The 21,426-nt window shown below is 52.0% G+C and carries 18 protein-coding genes; 12 read left to right on the plus strand and 6 right to left on the minus strand.

What is annotated here, in order from left to right:
* Nucleotides 1–492 precede the first annotated feature (492 nt).
* Entirely contained in the window at nucleotides 493–1,818 is a 1,326-nt protein-coding gene (locus tag BUA28_RS02975) for a porin (protein ID WP_072766617.1), read from the minus strand.
* 274 nt (nucleotides 1,819–2,092) lie between these two features.
* Complete coding sequence (ilvA, locus tag BUA28_RS02980) at nucleotides 2,093–3,604, minus strand: threonine ammonia-lyase, biosynthetic (RefSeq protein WP_083569853.1); 1,512 nt, start codon at nucleotides 3,602–3,604, stop codon at nucleotides 2,093–2,095.
* Between the two features lie 143 nt (nucleotides 3,605–3,747).
* Here ilvA and rpiA point away from each other — a divergent pair, with 143 nt between their 5' ends.
* The 4 genes from rpiA to corA all read left to right on the plus strand — a co-directional run bounded on the left by rpiA (nucleotide 3,748) and on the right by corA (nucleotide 7,863).
* Nucleotides 3,748–4,413, plus strand: coding sequence for a ribose-5-phosphate isomerase RpiA (rpiA, locus tag BUA28_RS02985; protein WP_072766618.1), 666 nt, complete (start codon nucleotides 3,748–3,750; stop codon nucleotides 4,411–4,413).
* A gap of 75 nt (nucleotides 4,414–4,488) precedes the next feature.
* On the plus strand, nucleotides 4,489–5,196 hold the full coding sequence (gene phoU / locus BUA28_RS02990; protein ID WP_072766619.1) for a phosphate signaling complex protein PhoU: 708 nt from the start codon (nucleotides 4,489–4,491) through the stop codon (nucleotides 5,194–5,196).
* Between the two features lie 30 nt (nucleotides 5,197–5,226).
* Nucleotides 5,227–6,777 carry an exopolyphosphatase gene (ppx, locus tag BUA28_RS02995; RefSeq protein WP_072766620.1) on the plus strand — a complete coding sequence of 517 codons (1,551 nt, stop codon included), beginning with the start codon at nucleotides 5,227–5,229 and terminating at the stop codon, nucleotides 6,775–6,777.
* A gap of 15 nt (nucleotides 6,778–6,792) precedes the next feature.
* Entirely contained in the window at nucleotides 6,793–7,863 is a 1,071-nt protein-coding gene (gene corA, locus BUA28_RS03000; RefSeq protein ID WP_072766621.1) for a magnesium/cobalt transporter CorA, read from the plus strand.
* 237 nt (nucleotides 7,864–8,100) lie between these two features.
* Here the strand turns inward: corA and BUA28_RS03005 are convergent, their stop codons facing one another.
* The 3 genes from BUA28_RS03005 to BUA28_RS03015 form a co-directional block, all read right to left on the minus strand.
* A complete protein-coding gene (locus BUA28_RS03005) occupies nucleotides 8,101–8,865 on the minus strand; it encodes a 3',5'-cyclic-nucleotide phosphodiesterase (protein ID WP_072766622.1) in 765 nt (254 codons plus the stop codon).
* Nucleotides 8,866–9,025: 160 nt separating this feature from the next.
* Entirely contained in the window at nucleotides 9,026–10,078 is a 1,053-nt protein-coding gene (locus BUA28_RS03010) for a glycosyltransferase family 2 protein (RefSeq protein ID WP_072766623.1), read from the minus strand.
* Nucleotides 10,079–10,121: 43 nt separating this feature from the next.
* Nucleotides 10,122–11,441 carry a hypothetical protein gene (locus BUA28_RS03015; protein WP_072766624.1) on the minus strand — a complete coding sequence of 440 codons (1,320 nt, stop codon included), beginning with the start codon at nucleotides 11,439–11,441 and terminating at the stop codon, nucleotides 10,122–10,124.
* Between the two features lie 365 nt (nucleotides 11,442–11,806).
* Between BUA28_RS03015 and BUA28_RS03020 the strand changes: the two genes are divergently transcribed.
* The 6 genes from BUA28_RS03020 to BUA28_RS03045 all read left to right on the plus strand — a co-directional run bounded on the left by BUA28_RS03020 (nucleotide 11,807) and on the right by BUA28_RS03045 (nucleotide 17,228).
* Complete coding sequence (locus BUA28_RS03020) at nucleotides 11,807–12,565, plus strand: 3-deoxy-manno-octulosonate cytidylyltransferase (RefSeq protein ID WP_072766625.1); 759 nt, start codon at nucleotides 11,807–11,809, stop codon at nucleotides 12,563–12,565.
* Between the two features lie 52 nt (nucleotides 12,566–12,617).
* On the plus strand, nucleotides 12,618–13,379 hold the full coding sequence (locus BUA28_RS03025) for an HpcH/HpaI aldolase family protein (protein WP_072766626.1): 762 nt from the start codon (nucleotides 12,618–12,620) through the stop codon (nucleotides 13,377–13,379).
* Entirely contained in the window at nucleotides 13,376–14,329 is a 954-nt protein-coding gene (locus tag BUA28_RS03030) for a phosphoglycerate dehydrogenase (protein ID WP_072766627.1), read from the plus strand. Before BUA28_RS03025 ends, BUA28_RS03030 begins: the two co-directional genes overlap by 4 nt.
* Nucleotides 14,322–15,251 (plus strand): NAD-dependent epimerase/dehydratase family protein, encoded by a 930-nt coding sequence (locus BUA28_RS03035; protein ID WP_072766628.1) that lies wholly within the window; start codon nucleotides 14,322–14,324, stop codon nucleotides 15,249–15,251. The genes BUA28_RS03030 and BUA28_RS03035 overlap by 8 nt, the downstream gene beginning before the upstream one ends.
* Entirely contained in the window at nucleotides 15,248–15,889 is a 642-nt protein-coding gene (locus tag BUA28_RS03040) for an HAD family hydrolase (protein ID WP_072766629.1), read from the plus strand. Before BUA28_RS03035 ends, BUA28_RS03040 begins: the two co-directional genes overlap by 4 nt.
* A 550-nt stretch (nucleotides 15,890–16,439) precedes the next feature.
* On the plus strand, nucleotides 16,440–17,228 hold the full coding sequence (locus BUA28_RS03045; protein ID WP_256598216.1) for a phosphocholine cytidylyltransferase family protein: 789 nt from the start codon (nucleotides 16,440–16,442) through the stop codon (nucleotides 17,226–17,228).
* 116 nt (nucleotides 17,229–17,344) lie between these two features.
* Here the strand turns inward: BUA28_RS03045 and BUA28_RS03050 are convergent, their stop codons facing one another.
* Nucleotides 17,345–18,667 (minus strand): sugar-transfer associated ATP-grasp domain-containing protein, encoded by a 1,323-nt coding sequence (locus BUA28_RS03050; protein WP_072766688.1) that lies wholly within the window; start codon nucleotides 18,665–18,667, stop codon nucleotides 17,345–17,347.
* A gap of 406 nt (nucleotides 18,668–19,073) precedes the next feature.
* Here BUA28_RS03050 and BUA28_RS03055 point away from each other — a divergent pair, with 406 nt between their 5' ends.
* Both BUA28_RS03055 and BUA28_RS03060 read left to right on the plus strand, forming a co-directional pair.
* The gene (locus BUA28_RS03055; protein WP_072766689.1) at nucleotides 19,074–19,538 is read left to right on the plus strand and encodes an HIT family protein; all 465 of its coding nucleotides are present in this window, start codon (nucleotides 19,074–19,076) and stop codon (nucleotides 19,536–19,538) included.
* Nucleotides 19,539–19,975: 437 nt separating this feature from the next.
* Entirely contained in the window at nucleotides 19,976–20,686 is a 711-nt protein-coding gene (locus BUA28_RS03060) for a 2,3-bisphosphoglycerate-dependent phosphoglycerate mutase (protein ID WP_072766630.1), read from the plus strand.
* Nucleotides 20,687–21,426 lie beyond the last annotated feature (740 nt).

Genomic DNA, 21,426 nt, shown 5'->3' on the forward strand with positions numbered 1-21,426 from the left:
GGTATATTAGCTTCCTCTGCGCAGATGAGCCCTCATGTCGCCGTTCATAACACTAATTTCGTAAGATGGTTCAGAACGCGCACATACGCAGCGATCATGACGTCTTGGCTAAGTTCTTTGAAGAGGCGGCAGAGAAATGGAGACGAAGGCAGCCGAACAAAAGAAGTGCTGGAGCATTATGAAGAAAAAAGCATCTATATGGTAGGGAAGCACAAGATTTAAAATCACATGCTCCCGCTTCGGTGCGCAAATACCACGAAAGCGCTGAGGAGAATGTAAAGGAAGCGGCTGCTCACCGACTAATGGCAGTAGAGCAGGCCCAGCATGACTCTAACGGACACGACGGTAAAATGGCGGGTACCGCAGTAGAAAAGGAAAGGCGGGGAAGCAATTAAACACAACACGAACGACGACGTGATGGCCTGTTGTCAACGGCAAGTGCTAACTCCCAGTATGATTTTGAGGTATGTTGCAACCCAGTCAAATTCAGCATCAGAAAGGAATAGTCGCATCGAGAGAAAACAGCACTTGGTCCTTTCGACTATTGAAAGGCCGATACGATTGATGAATGCCATCCGCTCTATCATAACGAATATTAGGGCGAATGTTCAGCTTTTGCATGGGTTTCCAGTCTAACTTCAACCTTTTGGCCGGTTTCCAGTTCATGCCTACTGTGACTGCATAATAATCGGCCGGGGCGCTGATGGGGATGAAGTTTCCCGCAGAACTGTGTCCCATGTTGTCGGTAGCAGCAAGCACACGAAAGGGCGAAAAGACGCGAAAACCATCTCTATCGCGAAACCATTCACCTCTTATCCCGATTGACAGGTCATTCAGGAGATCGTAATACAGGTGCGAGCTGAGACTATACCATTCGACGTTCTTGGGGGCACCGTTCAGCAAAACGCCACCGACGTAGCCATGAACGTGGTGCAGAACCAAATGGGTTTTAGGGGTAACCCTGTGCTGCAATACCACGTTGTACATACCCCAGGGTCTGGTGCTTCGCGCGGAAGTCTCGCTGTATGTACCGGTGACATTGATTGAACTTCTCTTGTCATTACTAACCCAGGTAATACCGCCTAACCCTCCCCAATTGCCTAACTGCTTGTCAAAACCCCCGTCCCACCCTCCCGTGGCACTGCCCGTGATCGCGCCGGCCATGACGGACCAGTTTGCATTGACTGCGTAGTTGCCCATCAGTCCTGTATGGGTAAACGGTTCGCCGTTATTAAATGTATAGGCATGGGTGTAGAAAAAATTGTCGGGCGACGGAACAGTCTCATAGCCGGTAGGCGAATAAAAATGACCCGCTTTGATGTTGATGCCGTTGCCAATCGGCAAGTAGGCTTCCGCATATGCCTGCGGGAGTGCAATGCCGTAGGTACGGGTGGAAGAGCAGCATAAATCCAGATCCCAGTGCCCCCTGTCCCGCGGTTGGCCGGTATTAACATCAAAAGAAGGGACGCCGAAAGCCTGAGTATAGATAGCGTCTGTGCCGAACATGAAATCGAAGCGTCCACCCAGATCAAACGCGTTGCCTTCCGTCACTACAGTTCGCTGTATATATATATTGAATTGATTTAATTGAAATCGGTTCGCCCGATCGGCAAACGTAACGGAGCCATTGTATCCATTGCCGGGATTGCTCGGGTTGTAAGTTGCTCCACCGTTAATCCATCCGCCCACTCTTACGCCACTATCCTTGAACAGGTCTACTATTTTAAAAGCATGCACATTACTCGAGTTCATGAGAACTGACAACAACACACTTATGGCGAATAGAAACCTGCCTTTGCATCTTCGCACACATTTCATTTATAATTTTCCTTAGTTCCCCAGACATAAGGATTTTGAAAAACATCCGAAAATGAAGCGTTTCGGCTTTATAAGACAAAAATCTTTCTACTGGCGGTCCTCTTTAAACTCGCGCCATACTCATAAGCGAAATGTCATCTGCGCTGTTCGTCCCTCTGTTATCAAGCGCGGGAAATTCCGGGAGAGGCGAAAAAGTTCCTCCTCTTCTCTATCCTCATCAAGGCACTCGCTCCGATCAGTGATACCGATGCCATATGAAACACTCAGGTCGCGCCTAACCCAAAAACAATTTATAAGCAGGATTTTCGCTTTCATCCCAGTAATGATTATCAAGCTGTCTTAGAAACGCCTCGAACTCGTCCTTCTCTTCAGGCGGCACTTCCATGCCCACCAGCACCCTTCCGTAATCTGCGCCATGGTTGCGGTAGTGGAACAGGCTTATATTCCAGTGAAGGCTCATGCTGTTCAGGAATTTCACGAGGGCACCTGGGCGATCTGGAAATTCAAAGCGGTAGAGAAGCTCATTCTTTATCTCAAGGGCGCGTCCTCCCACCAGATGGCGAACATGGAGCTTTGCCATTTCGTTGTCGCTCAAATCCTCTGTGCGCAAGCCGCTTTTCTCCAGGCTTCTGATCAGTTTTGCCGCTTCCTCGCGATTGCGCACCGACACGGCGACGAACACATGCGCTTCTTTCGGATCAGCATAGCGATAATTGAATTCAGTAATGCTTTTCGTTCCAAGCATGGCGCAAAACTTCCTGAAACTGCCAGGCTCTTCGGGAATGGTAACGGCCATCACCGCTTCACGCTGCTCGCCCAGTTCCGCTCGTTCGGAAACATGACGCAATCGGTCAAAATTCATGTTGGCGCCAGAGGCTATCGCAATCAAATCCTTATCACGAATTTTCTCTCTCTTGGCATAAGCCTTTGCTCCGGCGACAGACAGCGCCCCGGACGGCTCCAGAATCGCACGAGTATCCTCGAACACATCCTTGATCGCAGCACAGATAGCGTCGGTATCGACCAGGATGATTTCGTCTACCAGCTCGCGGCACAAACGAAAAGTTTCTCCTCCAACTTGCTTCACTGCCACGCCATCCGCAAACAATCCCACCTGCGCGAGCTTGACTCGGCGTTTTTTTTTCAGGGACTGATACATGGAATCGGCATCCGTTGGCTCGACACCGATGATTTTGATTTCCGGATAAAGCCTCTTTACGTACGAGGCGATACCGGAAATAAGGCCACCACCGCCTATCGGGACAAATATGGCGTAGATTGCTCCGGCGTGCTGGCGAAGGATCTCCATCCCGATTGTACCCTGCCCCGCAATGACGTCGGGGTCGTCGTAGGGATGCACAAAAGTGGCATGCTCCTCTCTGGAAAATTTCAACGCGTAGGCATACGCCTCGTCATAGGAATCTCCATGTGTTATTACCGTCGCACCGCGCGCCTCGACCGCCTGCATTTTGATTTGCGGCGTAGTGACCGGCATCACGATGGTCGCGCGGCAATTCAGCCGTTGCGCCGCAAGCGCCACCCCCTGCGCATGATTCCCTGCTGACGCCGTCACCACGCCGCGTCTAAGCACAGCGGGGGAAAGCTTGACCATTTTGTTGTAAGCTCCACGCAGCTTGAATGAAAAAACCTCTTGCATATCCTCCCGCTTCAGCAATAGCCGGTTATGCATGCGTGCAGACAAATTTGGTGCAAGCTCCAACGGAGTCTCTATCGCGACATCATAAACCCGAGCGGTGAGAATTCTTTCGAGATAATTGTTTTTCATTAAAGCCGGATTTCCTGATTTCAGGGCTATGCATTTTAGCATGCCGGGAAAGGCTAAATGCCCAGCTTCATTGTTAAAATCAGCGGATAGTATTATCCTCATAAATAATTAAACGTTTACTCCCAAAACCAAAAAATAACACCATGAACCAAGACGAGCAAAAACGTGCGGTCGCCCGGGCCGCCATCCAATATGTCCCGGCGGGCAGCATAGTCGGGGTGGGCACCGGTACGACTGCAAATTACTTCATAGATGAGTTGGCCGCAGTCAAGTATAAAATTGAAGGAGCGGTAGCCAGCTCAGAGGCAACAGCGCGGCGGCTCAGCAGCCATGGTATCGAGGTCATGGATTTGAACAGCGTTGATGTGCTTCCGGTATATGTGGATGGAACGGACGAAATTACCAAACACCTGCACATGATAAAAGGGGGTGGTGGGGCATTGACACGAGAAAAAATCGTCGCTGCGGTGGCAAAAAAATTCGTCTGTATCGCCGACCAAAGCAAACTGGTTGATGTGCTCGGTAAATTTCCGCTACCTGTGGAAGTTGTCCCGATGGCACGTAGTTATGTATCGAGAGAAATAGTACGGCTGGGTGGCCAGCCCAGGCTGCGCGAAAATTTCATCACGGACAATGGCAATATCATTCTTGACGTACAGGGACTGCAAATCCTTAACCCGGTTGAACTGGAGGCAGCGCTCAATCAGATTACCGGGGTCGTTACCAACGGGTTATTCGCAAAGCGCGGCGCGGACGTGCTATTGCTTAGCAGCGATAGCGGCGTCCAAACAATTGGCTATACGGGGTGAGGAACATAAAATTGTCACAACCGGCGAGTAACATTTCTTGTCATTCTTTGCTTTCAATCGATCAGCAGGTGTGCGATGGTGAGTAGCGAACATATATCCAAGCAGTTTGACGCCGATCTCGAGGCCGTAAGGACCCGCGTGTTGCATATGGGTGGATTTGTGGAAGAGCAGATCGAGAAAGCCATTGAGGCGTTAACGAGCGGAAACGAGTGCCTGATAGAAAGTATCATTGCCGATGATCATCGCGTCAATGCCATGGAAGTTTCGATCGACGAAATTTGTAGCCAGATCATTGCCCGCCGGCAGCCGGCAGCCGGCGATTTACGCATGATCATGACGGTCATCAAGACCATTACCGATCTGGAGCGTATCGGTGACGAAGCCGAGAAGATTGCACGCATGGCCAAGCTGATATACCAGACCGACCGGATGCATATGCCGCGATTCGTCGAGATCAGGCATGTTGCGCACATCGCGCTGGACATGCTGCGGAAATCACTTGATGCATTTGCCCGTCTGGATCTGACAGCAGCGGCTCAGGTCGTGCGCCAGGATGAGTTGGTAGATGAGGAATTCCGTTCTATCATGCGCCAGCTCATCACTTTCATGATGGAAGACCCGCGCAAAATTTCTACCGCTCTCGAAATCCTGTTTATAGCAAAAGCCATCGAGCGAATCGGCGACCACGCCAAGAATATGTCGGAATACGTGGTATATATGGTCAAGGGCAGGGATGTACGCCATGTTACCGTTGAAGAAATTGAACGGGAAGTAAGGGAATAAATCCCGCGATATTTGCACACCCGAAAATCCATGCTCGAATACTCCACTCTCGCGGCGGTAGACCTCGGCTCAAACAGCTTTCGTCTGCAAGTCGCGCGCGTAGTGGGTAAGCAGCTATATCCGCTGGACAGTTTACGCGAGATGGTACGACTTGCCGCCGGCCTTACCCCCCAGGGGCAATTGGATGAGGATTCTCAGGAACGCGCTTTAGGTTGTCTAAAACGTTTTGGCGAGCGTTTGCGGGGTTTTCCGCCGCACACGGTACGTGCAGTCGGTACGAATACGCTTAGAGTAGCCAGGAACGCCCCCGCATTTCTAAAAAAAGCGGAGGCGGCCGTGGGATTCCCCATCGAAATTATCGCGGGGTATGAGGAAGCGCGGCTCATATATCTGGGAGTCGCGCACTGTCTTCCCGCCTCAAGCAACGCTCGCCTGGTTGTGGATATTGGCGGCGGCTCTACCGAGTTGATCATTGGCAATCGCCTGAAACCGGTCAAACTGGAAAGCCTGTATATGGGTTGCGTCAGTTATAGCCTGCGTTTTTTTCCAGATGGAAAGATTACCAAGGGTGCGATGAGGCGAGCCGAACTCTCAGCGCGCAGTGAAGTGCAAGCCATCGCCGCAGAGTTCTCCAGTATCCACTGGCAGGACGCGTTTGGCTCATCCGGTACGGCGCGCGCGCTGGGCGACATCATCAAGCTGAACAATCTCGCTAAAGAAGGCGACGACGGGGACCTCACCTTGGAAGGGCTGGAAAATTTTCGCGAATGCCTGCTCAAGGTTGGCGATATCAGAAAGCTGGAATTTGCGGGACTCCGTGCTGACCGGGCGCCCGTTATTGTTGGCGGCTTCGCCATCATGTCGGCAGTATTTTCCGAGCTGGGAATACGCCGAATGTCTCAGGCCATGGGAGCACTGCGGCAGGGCGTGCTCTACGATATGCTCGGGCGCTTCCATAATCGCGATATGCGCGAAGTTACGGTAAGACAATTTATGCAGCGCTATCGAGTGGATTCCGCCCAGGCGAAGCGGGTGGAATCGCTGGCCCTTTTGCTTGGTAAACAACTGTTGACGGATTTTCCTGATGAAGCAACGGAATTGCTGCTAATTCTCTCGTGGGCGGCGCGGCTGCATGAAGTGGGAATTTCAGTAGCCCATTCCGGCTATCACAAACATTCGGCCTATATTCTCGGTAACGCTGATATGCCGGGTTTCTCAAGAAAAGAACAAGAACGCTTGAGCGCGCTTGCCCTCGCCCATAGGGGGGTTGCAAGCAAAATGCGGGAATTTATTACCGACCCCCCGGACTTCGCTCTGCTCCTGGCACTTCGTCTGGCTGCGCTGTTCCATCGCAGTCGTAGTGATATCCAGTTGCCGGATTTGGAAGTTCGCCTCAGCGGCAAAGAATTCGATTTACACATCGAACGGAAATGGCTGGAACGCAATCCCTTGACTGATACAGCGCTGTCCGCCGAAATTGAGCAATGGTCCGCGCTCGGTTTCAATTTTCGTATAAAGCCGCTGGAGGGAAGCAAGGCGCGCATAGCCGATAAAGCCGCCCCGAACGCAGCCGGTACCTAACCCATATCATCCACGATGGCGTCACACTCCAGAAAGAGATCGACAAAAGCGGGCCTTGCTCCAGGCACGCTGGTGCATATCGGCATAAAAAAAAATGTCGCGCCTCGCATCACCCTGCTGAATTACGATACGAATAGTACGCGCGAATATGAGGTAACCACTGCTGAGCTGGCCGACAAGATTAAGCTCGCGCCGGGCATCAAATGGATCGACGTCCGTGGATTGGGCGACATCGGTATGATGGAACAAATCGGTGCGTGTTTTAATCTTCATCCGCTGGTGCTGGAGGATATATTCAATACCGAGCAGCGTTCGAAACTGGAGGACTACGGCGACTATATTTATGTGGTACTCAAAACCTTCGGCTATGAGCGCAAAAGTGAAGAAGAAATGATAACCTCTGACCAGATCAGCCTGGTGCTGGGAAAAGATTTCGTGCTCTCATTCCTGGAAACGGATGGGGTTCAATTCGGGTCGCTGCGTGAGCGCTTACACTCGGGAAAAGGCCAGATACGAAACCTGGGTCCGGACTTTCTGATGTATAGCTTGATTGATGCCATCGTGGATAGCTATTTTGTCATTCTTGAGCGACTCGATGAAAAAATCGAAGTACTCGAAACGGAACTGATAGCCCGTCCTCAACCTACCACTCTGCATTCGATTTATCACCTGAAGCGGGAAAATGCTTTTTTACGCAAATCGCTGTGGCCATTACGCGAAGTGATCAGTTCCATGCAACGAGGGGATTCGCCGCTGTTCACCCGCAATACTTTGCTTTACCTGCGTGATGTCTATGATCACACTATTCACATCATCGAGTCGGTTGAGTCTCTACGCGACGTGACAGGTGGCATGCTCGACATCTATATGTCCAGCGTGAGCTACCGCATCAGTACGGTTATGAAGGTTCTCACCGTTATTACAACCATATTCATGCCACTGAGCCTGATAGCCGGCATTTATGGGATGAATTTCCAACACTTGCCTGGGCTTGACTGGTACTGGGGATTCTTCGCGGTTCTGGGAGCAATGGCTGTGATCAGTGTGGGGATGCTGGCGCTATTCCGCTGGAAAAAGTGGTTGTAGTCCACTTTAGTAGCTCAGCCGTCCACTCATCGGCGAACCGGGCGGCTTCGCCGAAAATCTTTTCGAGAGTCTCTAGCGGCCTGTCGGACCTTAAAGGAAACCGGCTGCAAAAGCGTCTGGCTAGTTCATATTTCGCCGCTTTTTCGGCCAATAGAATAACTATTGGCCCTCAAAATTCTCAAAATCTGCCCTCAACCATTCATTTTTTCGCTGTGATTCCTTAAGTCCGACAGGCTGTTAGAACTCGAATATTTGCCCGCGCTTCAATCTCTCGGGTTTGAATTCTCCTGCTGCTGCCTGAATTTCCGCCATAGTCGCGTCCTCATTGCCCGGTTCCATGTGAGTGATCAGAAGCCGGACCGGCTTGTTGAGCTGCTTTAACCCCTGGGCCAGCAGTTCAGGGCGCATATGGCCAGAAGCCTCGGCACCCACAACGTTGTGGTTGAGAAAGGTCGTTTCAATCATCAGAAAGCGCAGGTTGCTGATTGAGTTCAATGTATTCCAGAACGGCTCATGGTAAGTTGTGTCGCCACTGAATACGAAACTTGCCTTGCCGCTATCAAGCTGATAGCCCACACCCGGCACAGCATGCCGCGCCGGGAGCGGAGTGATCATCCTTCCCGACGATTCGACGCTCTGTCCCACTGTCACGGGCCGGAATACCACATAGGGATTGTCGGGTGAAGGCAATGCGGTGTAATCGGGCCAAAGGCGAAAATTGAACATATCCTGCTTCAGGATGGCAATAGTTTCAGCCAATGCGTAAACCGTAAGCGGCCTCTCACGACGCGGCCCCACCATATCCGCCACCATGGGAAGCAAGCCCGCATGATCGAGATGCGAATGAGTAAGAAATACCGTATTGATACGCAGCATCTCGGCCAGCGTTAAATCCCCCGCGCCGGTACCCACATCAACCAGAATGTCGTCATCCAGCATCAGGCAAGTGGTTCTTAAATTCGCCGCCACGCCACCGGTGCATCCGAGTATGGTTACCCGCATCTCATCCTCGCATAACGACCTCAAAAATATGCGCTAAATCCATGACTTGGTATGTGACTTGGCAATGGAATGATGTGGGAGATACCGGGAATAAAGTTCGAAACACACGCTTCGTAGATATCCTTTCCATCCCATTCAATCTTTCACCGAGGCAGACGAGTTATTTAGACATTAACTTCGGGGTGACGCTCTGCGCTGCCGAAGCCCACTCCCACGATAAAACCTCGAGGCCGCAGATACGCGCCCACGGCATGATCAACATACGTAGCAGACGCGAAGTATCGGGCAGCATCCATATTTGGGAGATGCGCTTTTCTTCGCGCCAGCTGCGCAGCAGGAGCCTTACCACCACCTCCAGGCCCATGGCGTAGCTGCGCATCTGCAAGCAAAGAAGCAGTCGCGCCGGCTCCGGCGTTACCCAATAAACGTAACCTCCTTCCCGAAACACGTAATCAAGCGCATCAAGAAGATCCGGAGGAAGATGTGTCGGCGGGCAATTGGCCGACAGAAGCAGGATATTAAGTGAAGCGTTAGGATAGCGCGCGAAATAAAGGCTGCGGTTGTGCTTTACCAGCGCCTTGTAAGATCTGCCACGGCCGAAAGACCCCCCACCCTCGTGCTGTATCCTGGCGCCAGGGTGTACGCCAAGGCGCCAACCGCGTAGGTCAAGGCGGCGGCCAAGATCGATATCTTCATAATATCCGCGGCCGAATGCCGGATCGAAACCGCCGATTTCCTGGAAAACGTGACGTCGGATCAGGAATGCATGGCCCCGCAGGCGGTGGGTACGAATATAACCGCCGGGCTCGCGCACATACCGGTCCAGATTGTCTCTGGCATAGTCGTTGCCGGCGGGAATAATGACCGCTAGCTGCGGGTCTGCCGCCATCGCTGCGCACAGCGTCGGCAGAAAATCCTCGCTTGACGTCGTGTCCGAGTTGAGTATCAATACGAAAGACGCGTCGGAGCGACCGACTGCCTCGTTTACCGACGCACCGAAGCCCTGATTTTTCTGTGCGTGATGAACGTAGACCTGTTCATACGGCAATTGATCGAGCATCATGCGCGTCTCGACATCGGACGCATCATCCTGCACATAAATATGCCGGATCGATTCACTGAGACATGCAACGACAGAATCGATGCAATGCCGCGTCAGCGCTGGCGCATTATAGACCGGGATTACCACGTCAATGGATGGCTGTGCCGACATACGGGTCAGTAATCTCCTTGGAACGTCGGCCGGCAGAGGCTAATCAAGCGAAAGCGAGTTTAGCGGCACGATCATGCGGATGATCCCGGTTCTGGCTGGTTTTTGACCGCACCTGCCCTTCCAGCAGTGCAACATAACGGGACAATACGTCGGGACCACCAACATCGATCATTTCCCTCACGAAGCGTTGGCGATGCTCTTCTATATAAAAAGAATCGCAGCCGTGGGAAAGAAACCTTTCGATATTTCTATATACGTCATCCCGGCAGCGCAACTCTGCCTCAGGTATGAATTCAGCCAGTGCGGAACGCCCAGCATGAAGATAGTCCGCAGCCAATACTGGCTTCTTCCTTTTGACCGCCTCAAATACAACCGAGGTAGCCAGGTCAATTATTACATCCGCCCAATTCATGAGATAAATGGAATGAATATCTCCCGCCACGCTCACGTTAGGCAAACGCCGCAGGGACATGTCCTTCGTAAGGGATTGCTGCCACCCACCGCGGGTATGGGGCTTGATTATCAGCTCCACCCCCGGAAAGCCGGCAACGATGCGCACGACCTCGCCTACTTCCTCCCAGAACGTTGAAAAATTACTCTTTCTCAAAAACATCACCACTTTGAGCTTGCTATCAGAACGGGTCAGTGGCGAAGGCGGCATCAATTCGGCCACTTTGGCAAGCCATTCGTCGCAATAGCGTGGTGAACCCAGTACGGCAAGCTTCTGGTTATCCATAAACGGACGAAAGCGCACCGAGCATAATTCGTTAGGCACCACCACTTTTTCGAAAATTCCTGCATTGGCAAACGTGGTGTCGGGTTCCAGGGTCAGTTCGCGGCGCCTGATCAACTGACTCGCATGAGGACTATCCCCATGCGGCAACGAAACCGTGCCCAGACCCATGGCGCGCGCCGTCGATAACACCACCTTGACCCACTCCACGCAGATGGATGAATTTCTTTCTATCCAGTCGAATACTACTACCCCCTCGCTACTTTCGCCAAAGCTGCGCCTCAACAGTCGGTTGGCGGTACTCTGCCAGATCGGCTCACGTCTCTTGGCATTGAAAACCTCCGCCAGCACCTTCATGATTGGACCGATGAATGGGCGGCGCAAGCTGCGGATCAATATCAGTGTCTGAAAAAACCACCCCAAAAATTCGATAGGGGTCAACACGTCAGCGATGTACGCCATGCGAACACCATTGAGTCCCTTCAGGAATTTGATACGATAGTCATTACGAAACCGCGAGTTGCCTATCAGAACAATGTCACAGGTATGACCAGAACCGACCCACCTGGAAATTACAGGTGTAATATGATCTATATCGTTATAATGGCGTAGAAAAAAAAGAGCCTTCATACTCGCGCTTTCATTCTTTGCGTGCTGATGGCAAAAAGCAGTATATCCGTCATTTCATTGATTATTCCCATTTGTTTCTTGCGACGAAAATGCGCGTAATTGTACACGGGGCGATATTCGTTTACTAGCACAGCCGGTATTTTTACTCCACAAACTTCTGTTACTATAGAAAGCTGGTTCCGGTTCAGGTTCAAGTTCCGGCAGGGTATTTTTCCTGGCGACAGGAATGGACACGATAAAAACGAGCTTCAAAAAAGCCATTCGTAAGCCGATTGGTTCCGATACTAATGTATAGGGCCGATAATTGACGGCGAATAATAAAATGCACCTATTATCTGATAGACATTAATTAACATGATTTACCAATGAGAACAATTGCTGTAATCCCAGCCCGCATGGGTTCATCGCGTTTTCCCGGAAAACCGGTTGCAAAACTGTTGGGGCGTTCAATGCTGGAACATGTCTACAAGCGCGTTGCCCTTAGCAGATCCCTTGATGCTACTTACATAGCAACTTGCGACGAGGAAATCCGGCGAGTGGCGGAGGATTTTGGCGCTGCCGTAATAATGACTGCCGACACTCATGAGCGTGCGAGCGATCGGGTTGCCGAGGCCGTGGCCGGCCTTGATGCTGAACTTATTGTGATGGTACAAGGCGACGAACCGATGACCCACCCGGAAATGATCGATGCCGCGGTAGAGCCATTCCGGCAAGATCCCCGGTTGGGCTGCGTTAATCTCGTGCGCGCCATTGAAAATAAAGCTGACTTCCATGACTTCAACACAATCAAGGTAGTGATGAATCAGCAGGGTGACGCTCTCTATATGTCGCGCCAGCCGATACCGACGGTGCCGGCCTCATCCCAGTTGGATTCCCCGCATACTTTCGCCTATAAGCAGGTATGCATTATCCCCTTCCGCCGTGAAACATTGCTTGATTTCGCCCGGTTACCGCCAACTCCATTAGAGCAACTGGAGTCCGTAGACATGCTGCGGTTGCTGGAGCACGGTTATCGGGTGAAGATGGTGAGAACCCAGTTCAATACGCAGGCGGTAGATACTCAGGCCGATCTGGAGCGTGTCGCCAGGTTGATGGAGGCTGACCCACTGCTGACCTCATATTGAATCAAATACTCACAAACACAGGCCTGTTCTTGCGGCCTTCTAAGGCATAGCTATGCAATTAAAATCGAAACTTGCCAGAAATGCGCTGACCATTGGTTCATGGATCACCCTGGGGCATCCAACAATCGCAGAGATCATGGCTGCGGCCGGTTTTGACTGGCTCGTCCTGGATACAGAGCACAGCGTCCTGGAGCTAAGCGACGTTCAAATGCTGATCCAGGTGCTCGACGGCCAGCGATGCCCAGCGATCGTGCGGTTGACTTCAAATCATCCTGACCAGATCAAGCGTGTCATGGATGCCGGCGCAACCGGCGTGATGGTTCCCATGGTCAAAACCGCGGCGGATGCGGAAGCAGCGGTACAAGCCGTCTATTACCCGCCGCGGGGTCAGCGGGGCGTGGGTCTGGCCCGCGCGCAAGGCTACGGTGCACGATTTCAGGAATATCGGCGTTGGCTGGAGGATAATGCGATTGTGGTCGTTATGATTGAGCATATCGATGCAGTCAATGCCATCGATTCCATACTTTCGGTTCCCGGAGTTGACGCTTATATCATTGGCCCGTACGATCTATCCGGGTCCATGGGGCATCCAGGCGAACTGGATTACCCCGAAGTCCAGTCGGCGATAAAACGGGTACATGAAGCCGGGCGTCGCCTCGGCAAATCGGGAGGTATTCACGTCGTTGAGCCGGATCTGGACCAACTGCGTCATTACATCCAGGCCGGCTTCAGTTTTCTTGGCTATGGTCTGGATATTCGTATTTTGGACACCCTTTGCCGAAGCCATATGCAGAATATAAGAGAAGGTTTATGAATAAACTCGTTATCTCCACTTCATCGTTTGACGTGGACAACAATCCCGCTCTCCAGAATTTGCTAAAAGACGGCATGCATATCACCAAGAACAGCCATGGTCGCAAACTTACGGAAGACGAAACCATCGCTTTGCTGGGTTCGGATACCGTGGGGATGATTGCGGGCATCGAACCCCTGACAGAACGCGTCTTTGCCTCCGCCAGAAGCCTGAAAGTGGTGTCTCGCTGCGGAAGCGGCGTGGACAGTGTAGATCTTGTGGCTGCAGAACGTCACGGTATCACTGTGCTTAACACGCCAGAGGCCCCGGCGCAGGCAGTTGCTGAACTCACCCTGGGCCTGATACTGGACGCCTTGAGGCAGATATCCCAGACTGATCGATTGCTTCATGCGGGCAAATGGCCGCGGACGCAGGGACGTCTGCTCGCTGCCCAGCGGGTAGGCATCATCGGACTAGGACGCGTCGGGCGGCGTGTCGCGCGGCTGTGCCAGGCATTTGAGGCCAAGATTGTGGCGTATGATTCATACGTGGAGCAGGCACCGCTAGGAGTACGATTGGTACCATTGGAAGATCTTCTGGCGGAAGCGGATATCATCAGCCTGCACGTGCCTTATGGGGCCGACACGCACCACTTGCTTGACAAGGCGGCGCTCGCGCGCATGAAGCCAGGTGCTGTAGTGATAAATACGGCCCGAGGAGGCCTTATCGATGAAGCCGAGCTTGCGGAGGTCTTGATTTCCGGTCGCCTGGCTGCTGCCGCACTCGATGTTTTCGAGCAGGAACCGTATCACGGCCCGCTACTAAAATGTGAAACGGCAATTCTTACCTCCCATATTGGTTCCCACGCCAAGGAAGCACGTCAGCGAATGGAGGTGGAAGCCGCGGAGAATCTGCTTCAGGGGCTGGCTAAAGCGGATGTGATGAAAGACAGGCAACACGGAAATGCCTAACGAAATTGCGATCGTGTATGGCGCCAGCGGCTTCTTGGGAAGCCATGTGGCCGATGCGTTATCCAACGCCGGCTATCGCGTGCGCTTGTTTGATCGCCGCCCATCGATTTATCAGCGTCCCGATCAGGAGATGATCATCGGTGACATCATGAATCTGGATGAAGTGACGAAAGCGGCTCAGGGTGCTCATGTTGTTTATAATTTTGCTGCCATTGCGGATATTGATGAAGCCAACGATAAGCCACTGGCGACCGCAACAATTAATGTATTAGGTAATATGCACGCCCTGGAAGCAGCGCGTCTTGCCGGGGCGCGCCGATTTGTTTTTGCCAGCACTATTTATGTCTATTCCGAGTCTGGCTCTTTTTATCGTGCCAGCAAGCAGGCGGCAGAACGCTTTATTGAGACTTATCATGAGCGCTACGGGCTGGACTATAGTATTTTACGGTATGGATCATTGTACGGCAGGCGTGCTGACGCACGTAATGGAATCTACCGTATGCTGCATGAAGCGGTGGACCGTCATTCGATAACGTACCACGGTAGCGGTGAGGCAATCCGCGAATACATCCATGTTGAGGATGCGGCGCGCATGAGTGTTCAGGTGCTCGCGCCAGAGTTTGCCAATCGTCATTTGATCTTGACCGGCCAGGAGCGGTTACGCATCAAGGACGTCATGACCATGATTTCTGAAATCATGCCCTGGAAGATCGAATTACATTTCGACGAGGCGCGTGCGGGGCACCATTACGAGGTTACTCCTTATGCATTTCAACCCCGTATTGGCCGCAAATTGGTACTTAACGAACATGTCGATCTGGGTCAGGGATTACTGGATTGTCTGCGGGATATCCACAGGACCATGCACCACTCAGGTGAAGATGACGAGGCGACGCCCTTGGCGTCCGACAATAAAGCATGAACACAGCGGCGTGGCAAGCCATCATTTTCGATTTCGATGGCGTGGTGGTCGAATCTGGTGAAATCAAGACACAAGCTTTCGGCGATCTCTATCGAAGCTACGGGGAAACAGTGATGACTGCGGTGATGCAGTATCACAGCTTGCACGGAGGCATGTCGCGCTACCACAAATTTCGTCATTTCCAGGAGCATCTTTTAGAAAAACCACCACTGACTCCGGATGAAGAACGGGAGTTGGATCGTCGTTTTTCCGAACTGGTCGTTGAGGCCGTGATTGCCAGTGACGCGGTACCTGGTGCGACGGAGCTGATCCGTAAAGAAGCAACACGCATTCCTTTATTTGTCGCTTCCGGCACACCGGAAGCGGAACTCAAAACGATTGTCGTTCGCCGGGGTCTGGCCTCCTATTTTACCGCTGTGTGCGGCTCCCCCACGCCAAAACAGAAGCTGATCGCGGATATTTTATCGAATCACACGCTCTTGCCTGAGCGTGTGCTGATGATAGGCGACGCGTTGATCGACTATCAAAGCGCACAGCTTAACAATGTCGCATTCCTGGGCCGCGTGCGTCCCGGGGATAAAAATCCCTTTCCTGCGCACGTAGACATATTGCCCGATCTGAGCCTGCTGCTCACCTGATATCCTGACCCAACGGTTTAATCAGCGAACCGTCCAAGGTCAGAATGTCCTCTAACGACAAAGAAATAGCCGCCGCAATGGCTGGCGGAAGTCTCGAAGCCTCATAATCCGGAATCGGACAGTTGACCGTTCATTTTCCAGATTATTTGTCAGCTCATTTGTCAACCGAGCGCTATGACCGAAAAGATTTTTCATACCCCGTGAGCTTCACCTTCTTTGTGAGTTCGCTACGAGGCCAACCGCCTGATTCAGGATAATACGAAAGATCCTCACGAGAGGGTGGCAGCCCGCGATGCGAATTCCGCGAAGAGCTTATCGAGATACTCCCTAAGCTTAACGGGACGAGTACAATATGGACAGTTCCCAAGGAGTACTTGAGGTTCCTATCGCAATATCCACTCTAGCGCGCTCAGCAGCCTGCGAAGCGGGCTCGGTTCCCCTCCCTCTGAATTTGAGTGGATGAATGGCGATAATTACTTAGAAGCATCAAACTTTAACGACATTTTTGAAGCGTCAAAAACCAGCGGATATGATGGGCAGTAAAGAAAAAATGCCTAAAACGATTATTCTCGGCGCTGGCCAGGGACGGCGGCTGCTGTCGCTAACTGAAAACATGCCAAAGTGTCTTTTGCCCGTTTCGGGTAAACCAATCATTGAGCGGCAGATCGATACCTTGCTGGCAGCAGGCATAGACGAAATCACTGTCGTGACCGGTTTTCATTCCAGCTTGGTCGAAACTCGATTGCAACAGCGTTATGCAAATCACGCTCCGATCAGTACGATTTTTAATCCGTTCTTTGAGGTTGCCGATAACCTGGCTAGTTGCTGGATTGCGCGTTCTGTAATGGATAGCGATTTTCTGCTTCTGAACGGGGATACCGTTTTTGATGCGGCTGTGCTGGCGAAGATGCTGAACTCGGATCCCGCCCCTATTACCCTGGGGGTAGATTACAAGTCCACTTATGACACGGACGACATGAAAGTCCAGCTGGATGAAAAAGGATGGGTCAAGCACGTAAGCAAAACTTTATCCGCGGCTCAAACCGATGCCGAGTCTATCGGTCTTATTTTTTTCCGGGATCGCGGACCGCAATTGTTCCGCGGCGCAGTCGAGAATGCACTTCGACATCAAGCTGCGCTTAAATTCTGGTATCTAAGCATCATTGACGGCCTGGCTGATAAACAAGTGGTCAATGCTTGTTCCGTATCCGGGCATGTTTGGTGTGAAATTGATTTCGCCGCGGATCTGGCACGGGCTGAAGCGCTTTTCGCCGAAACGAAGGGGAATGGAATCCTGCAAAGCCCATCTATACAAGCTGAACTTATTACGGATGAATAGCCAGGCACGACCGTTGGCGCCTGGGAAGAACGACAACTCACGCGCGTGAGTTTTCTCTGCGTCATTCGATGCGGAAAGCGATACGGTGGTAGTCCTCGCCACACTTAAGGCGAATGTCAGCATACTTCTGCGCGGGCATACTTGGTCTCAACAGTTCGTCTCAAATTAAACGCCAAAAGTTTCCCAAGCCGTTCGTTACCTACGGGGCCATTACCGATCCGTTGGATAATGTCCAGGTCCGGTGCTTTGTTAGCTTCGATAAGGCACGGACCGCTATCGAGCAGGGCGACGTCCCAACCAATCACTACCTGATCGGAAAAGGCGCTGGCGTGGGCATATTGCACCAGCTCTATCAGCTCAGGCCAGCACGGAAGCTTGCGCTGCAGTATCTGAGCGTGCGTTTCGTAATGCCGCTCATACCAGCCATCCGCAGTTGCTCCCCATGCCCCGCAAGCTCCTCTTCCTAGTTCACCGGTGTGGATATCCACGTTGGCAGCGATTCCTCCGGCATGGAAATTGTCGACAATGACGGCGCTATTCCGCGCCATGCGAAAAACCGCGTTGGTAACTTCGAATCCGCCTTGCTCGTTACGACAGCTCATCACACGAACAGTCGCCAGCGTACCATTGGCGAGGTCGGCAATCTCATGGTGATTTACGAGGCGCGGCTGCACCAGAAAAATATTCTGCCAAGAGGCCTTCCGCAGACCCTCAAGTACTTGATCCTCAGTAGCGACTTCGCCATCGTTGCGCCGGAACTTCCCCGAGCCCAGGTAATCCCAGCGCGTGGCATTTTTTCCCCCTTGTCCATACAGCGGTTTCACGAAGAGATCGATCTCGGGCAACCCCGGTCCGTTCCAATCGACTGCGGTGACCTCTCCTTTCTCCACGCTCAGGAGGATGGGCGCAGTCTTGATTCCGAACTCGCGGCAGCGGGCCATGAAACGTGCTTTGTCTTTTATACATATTGTGCTCCGCTCGGTGGGGATGGAAAGTCCACCATTGTAGTCGCGCAAAAAAAGATACAGCCCGGCTTTTGTTTCAAGCCGATTCAGGTACTCACCAGCATGCTTTCTCTTGTCGTCGTCGTGCAGTTCGAAGATATAGTACCAGGGAGACAGGATCGCAAACCGGGCTGCAAGACCGATCTGCTCCCACATTTGCCGAGTGATTCCCTTTCCTGTCCGCTTCTTTATGGCGCTTCCGTTGAGCGTGGTAAACACCATTACCAGCGCAGCAACCACGAATGGGACGAACGGCAGAGCCGCATAAGCTATAAGACGCTCGCGGGGGCTGATTTCACGCCAGACCTCGCGCTGGAAGCACCGGTGGATGGCCGTCGCCGCCGAGTTATCTTCCGGTAGTCGCGCAAGAATCCACATCGCGCCACTCAAGTCCCGGGTAATCCTGTCAATGCTGAAACCATTAATAATCTTCATGAACCCTCGCATTCGCTGCAGCATGTCAGGAAAGATAGCAGATAAAAACATCCGTCCGCGCTTTTATTATTTTTCCAGCTTGTTGATCAGTTACCGCATGTTGTCAAGAAGCCTTCTTAAGTTTCAACTACAAAATGTCGCCCCATCGATAACCTCAAAATAATAAAATAGCGCCTCGCTACGGCGGCGCAAATAGTCCCTTCGGACTATACATTGAAAAACGCCGCCTCCTCGATAACAGCTCCTAAACTTTCCCTGTATAACAGCTCCTTAACGTTCCCTGCACCAGGCGCAAGACAGGCGATTGTGCCGAAATGTTTTGCATAGTATCCTGCGAGCAATACTCAATATTGGCTCCAGCCTCGCAAGACAAACTCATCAGCTGCCAAATCTCATGGATTCTTCGATGACCAATGTCTCGCCGGATATCCCCGCCTATAACGCAACCATGCGGAAGTTTGGCGCGCCACAGACAATAATTCATCAATACCAATACTGGAGCGTCATGTTGCGTCCCGCCCAGCTAACGCTTGGTTCCCTGATTCTGGCCGCTCATGAGCCAGCTCGCTCACTTTCGGAACTTGGCCAGGAAAGCTTTACTGAGCTTCATCAGGTGATAACGCAGCTAGAGTCCGCTTTGGCCAAGGCTTTCAATTACGATCGGCTGAATTACCTGATGTTGATGATGGTTGATCCGGATGTGCACTTCCATGTCATCCCTCGTTATGCGAAAACAAAGTATTTCAACGCCAGGGAATTTACGGATTCGGGCTGGCCGGGACCTCCGGACTTCAAGCGGACTTATGAGATCGATGCTGAAACCAACCGTCTTATCATCGATCATATCGCTTCCTACTGGGGCATAAAGTAATACGCGGCTCCGGCTTTCATCGCTTTGTCCAGGTTACCGGCCATCCTGAACACCTGTCACACACCATTCTTTCAGTATCGCCTTCCTGCGAAGATACTCTGTTTGTCGACGCTCATCTTGCCTGAACCGTAAGCTACTCACGCTCCCTGTACCAACCGGTATCAGTGTTATCTGCTACCGGATATTCTACCTGCTGGCGAGCTGGCAGAACGTCCGGACCTTTGACTCGACGGTTCGATTTTTTTATCAATATTTCATGTGGGATTGGCTTTTTGACCGCGTTTTATCTATGGTTGTCTATACTGAGATTGTATATACTCAGCGGCGGCTTCAGACCGGACGTCCAAGAACGAAAAAATAGAGAGCATGTGCCCTTTTGATACTCAAAGCCCGAGCGTCAATTACCACTTATCTCGCTTAGGCAGGTAAGTCAGCACATGACACAACTCGTCCTATTGCGCCACGGGGAAAGTATCTCGAACCGGGATGGATGTTTTACCGGCTGGAATGATGTTGCCCTGACACCACGAGGTGAGCAGGAGGCCGAGCAAGCTGGCCGCCTGCTCAGGGAGACGGGATATAAGTTCGATGTATGCTTTACCTCGGAACTCCAACGGGCTACTGAAACGCTGCGTATCGTATTAAAAGCGATGGGAGTCGATCAATCGGCCGTACGGCGGAGTTGGCGTTTGAACGAACGCCACTATGGTGCCCTGGAAGGGATCGATCCCCTGAAGGCAATCAGGAAATTCGGCGTCTGGCCCATCCTTGGCTCCCAGTTGCGATTTGATGCGCGGCCGCCGCCGCTCGACCCCTGTGACGCGCGATTCCCGGGAAATCAGCTGCGCTACTCGAATATCGACAGGCAGGAATTGCCCCTTACTGAGAGCATGCAAGAAGCCCTCTTGCGGGTGCTGCCCTACTGGGAGGAGGTAATCCTGCCAGAAATTCGACAGGGAAAGCGCGTTCTCATCGTAGCCCATAAGCATATCTTGCGTGCACTGGTGATGCAACTGGACGATTTGTCCATTGTCCAGCTAATAAAGCTATCCATAGCCACAGGGCGGCCGCTGGTATACGAACTTGACGATAAGCTGAGCCCCGTCCGGCATTATTACGCTGATCACCAGGCCGGCCTTGTAAAATAACTTATATCAAGGAAGGTGCGATAAGAGCTTAAGGCGACCACAATCAAAACGCCAGCCGGCTGGTGAAATCGTATGGCAAATTGGCATGATGGGCATGACAAGATGCATTTTGTGGCCTCTATGATGACCCCGATACCAGTCTGTTGACATAACGCGACTTGTTTCGCGCAAAATGGGAGCGGACTCGGGTTTAATGGACAAACCGTCTGTTTTCCTGGTTCGCAAAGCTCTTGCCAAATAGTCGATAGTCTACCCTTCGCATCGCCTCTCTCATCCTGTTGCTGCCCCTTTCATCTTGTGCCCACTCTTGAGACTTTTAATTTCAAAAAAGTGCTGCGAAGCGGACGTCAAGCTACTCCGGCAAGAAGTAGAGAGCTCCAAAGCTTACTCGTCATGAATTCACTTCACCCTGACCGTGGGAAGATCCTCAAATTGGATTGATGAGCCTGGAGTAAAATCTGCAGGCTCACAAGTTGGCATGAGAAAGCGGTTGCCTGGTTCGACCATCAAAGGATGCAGCGCAGTAAAGCCCCGATTGAGGCACGTCATATTTTCATCGAATATTAACGATATTGGGTATCGGATTGTGGATAAGATCAATCTGCTAATCAATTTTTAGAGATGCCCTTGACGCAAGTTTCCATAGTGATCCCCACGCTCAACGAGGCCGACAACATCGACCCCCTGCTGGCGCGCCTGTGCGAGCTTGGCCTGCCGCCAGAAAGTTTCGAGATTATCTT

Origin of the sequence: Nitrosospira sp. Nsp11 (assembly GCF_900142705.1) — a bacterium.
Lineage (GTDB): Bacteria > Pseudomonadota > Gammaproteobacteria > Burkholderiales > Nitrosomonadaceae > Nitrosospira.

Excerpts from the sequence above, each read along its gene's own strand:
- corA (WP_072766621.1), top strand. The coding sequence starts at position 6,793 with ATGGCGTCACACTCCAGAAAGAGATCGACAAAAGCGGGCCTTGCTCCA.
- BUA28_RS03010 (WP_072766623.1), bottom strand. The coding sequence starts at position 10,078 with ATGTCGGCACAGCCATCCATTGACGTGGTAATCCCGGTCTATAATGCG.
- BUA28_RS03030 (WP_072766627.1), top strand. The coding sequence starts at position 13,376 with ATGAATAAACTCGTTATCTCCACTTCATCGTTTGACGTGGACAACAAT.
- BUA28_RS03015 (WP_072766624.1), bottom strand. The coding sequence starts at position 11,441 with ATGAAGGCTCTTTTTTTTCTACGCCATTATAACGATATAGATCATATT.
- phoU (WP_072766619.1), top strand. The coding sequence starts at position 4,489 with ATGGTGAGTAGCGAACATATATCCAAGCAGTTTGACGCCGATCTCGAG.
- BUA28_RS03020 (WP_072766625.1), top strand. The coding sequence starts at position 11,807 with ATGAGAACAATTGCTGTAATCCCAGCCCGCATGGGTTCATCGCGTTTT.
- BUA28_RS03005 (WP_072766622.1), bottom strand. The coding sequence starts at position 8,865 with ATGCGGGTAACCATACTCGGATGCACCGGTGGCGTGGCGGCGAATTTA.
- BUA28_RS02975 (WP_072766617.1), bottom strand. The coding sequence starts at position 1,818 with ATGAAATGTGTGCGAAGATGCAAAGGCAGGTTTCTATTCGCCATAAGT.
- BUA28_RS03060 (WP_072766630.1), top strand. The coding sequence starts at position 19,976 with ATGACACAACTCGTCCTATTGCGCCACGGGGAAAGTATCTCGAACCGG.
- BUA28_RS03040 (WP_072766629.1), top strand. The coding sequence starts at position 15,248 with ATGAACACAGCGGCGTGGCAAGCCATCATTTTCGATTTCGATGGCGTG.
- ppx (WP_072766620.1), top strand. The coding sequence starts at position 5,227 with ATGCTCGAATACTCCACTCTCGCGGCGGTAGACCTCGGCTCAAACAGC.
- BUA28_RS03025 (WP_072766626.1), top strand. The coding sequence starts at position 12,618 with ATGCAATTAAAATCGAAACTTGCCAGAAATGCGCTGACCATTGGTTCA.
- BUA28_RS03055 (WP_072766689.1), top strand. The coding sequence starts at position 19,074 with ATGACCAATGTCTCGCCGGATATCCCCGCCTATAACGCAACCATGCGG.
- BUA28_RS03035 (WP_072766628.1), top strand. The coding sequence starts at position 14,322 with ATGCCTAACGAAATTGCGATCGTGTATGGCGCCAGCGGCTTCTTGGGA.
- BUA28_RS03050 (WP_072766688.1), bottom strand. The coding sequence starts at position 18,667 with ATGAAGATTATTAATGGTTTCAGCATTGACAGGATTACCCGGGACTTG.
- ilvA (WP_083569853.1), bottom strand. The coding sequence starts at position 3,604 with ATGAAAAACAATTATCTCGAAAGAATTCTCACCGCTCGGGTTTATGAT.
- BUA28_RS03045 (WP_256598216.1), top strand. The coding sequence starts at position 16,440 with ATGCCTAAAACGATTATTCTCGGCGCTGGCCAGGGACGGCGGCTGCTG.
- rpiA (WP_072766618.1), top strand. The coding sequence starts at position 3,748 with ATGAACCAAGACGAGCAAAAACGTGCGGTCGCCCGGGCCGCCATCCAA.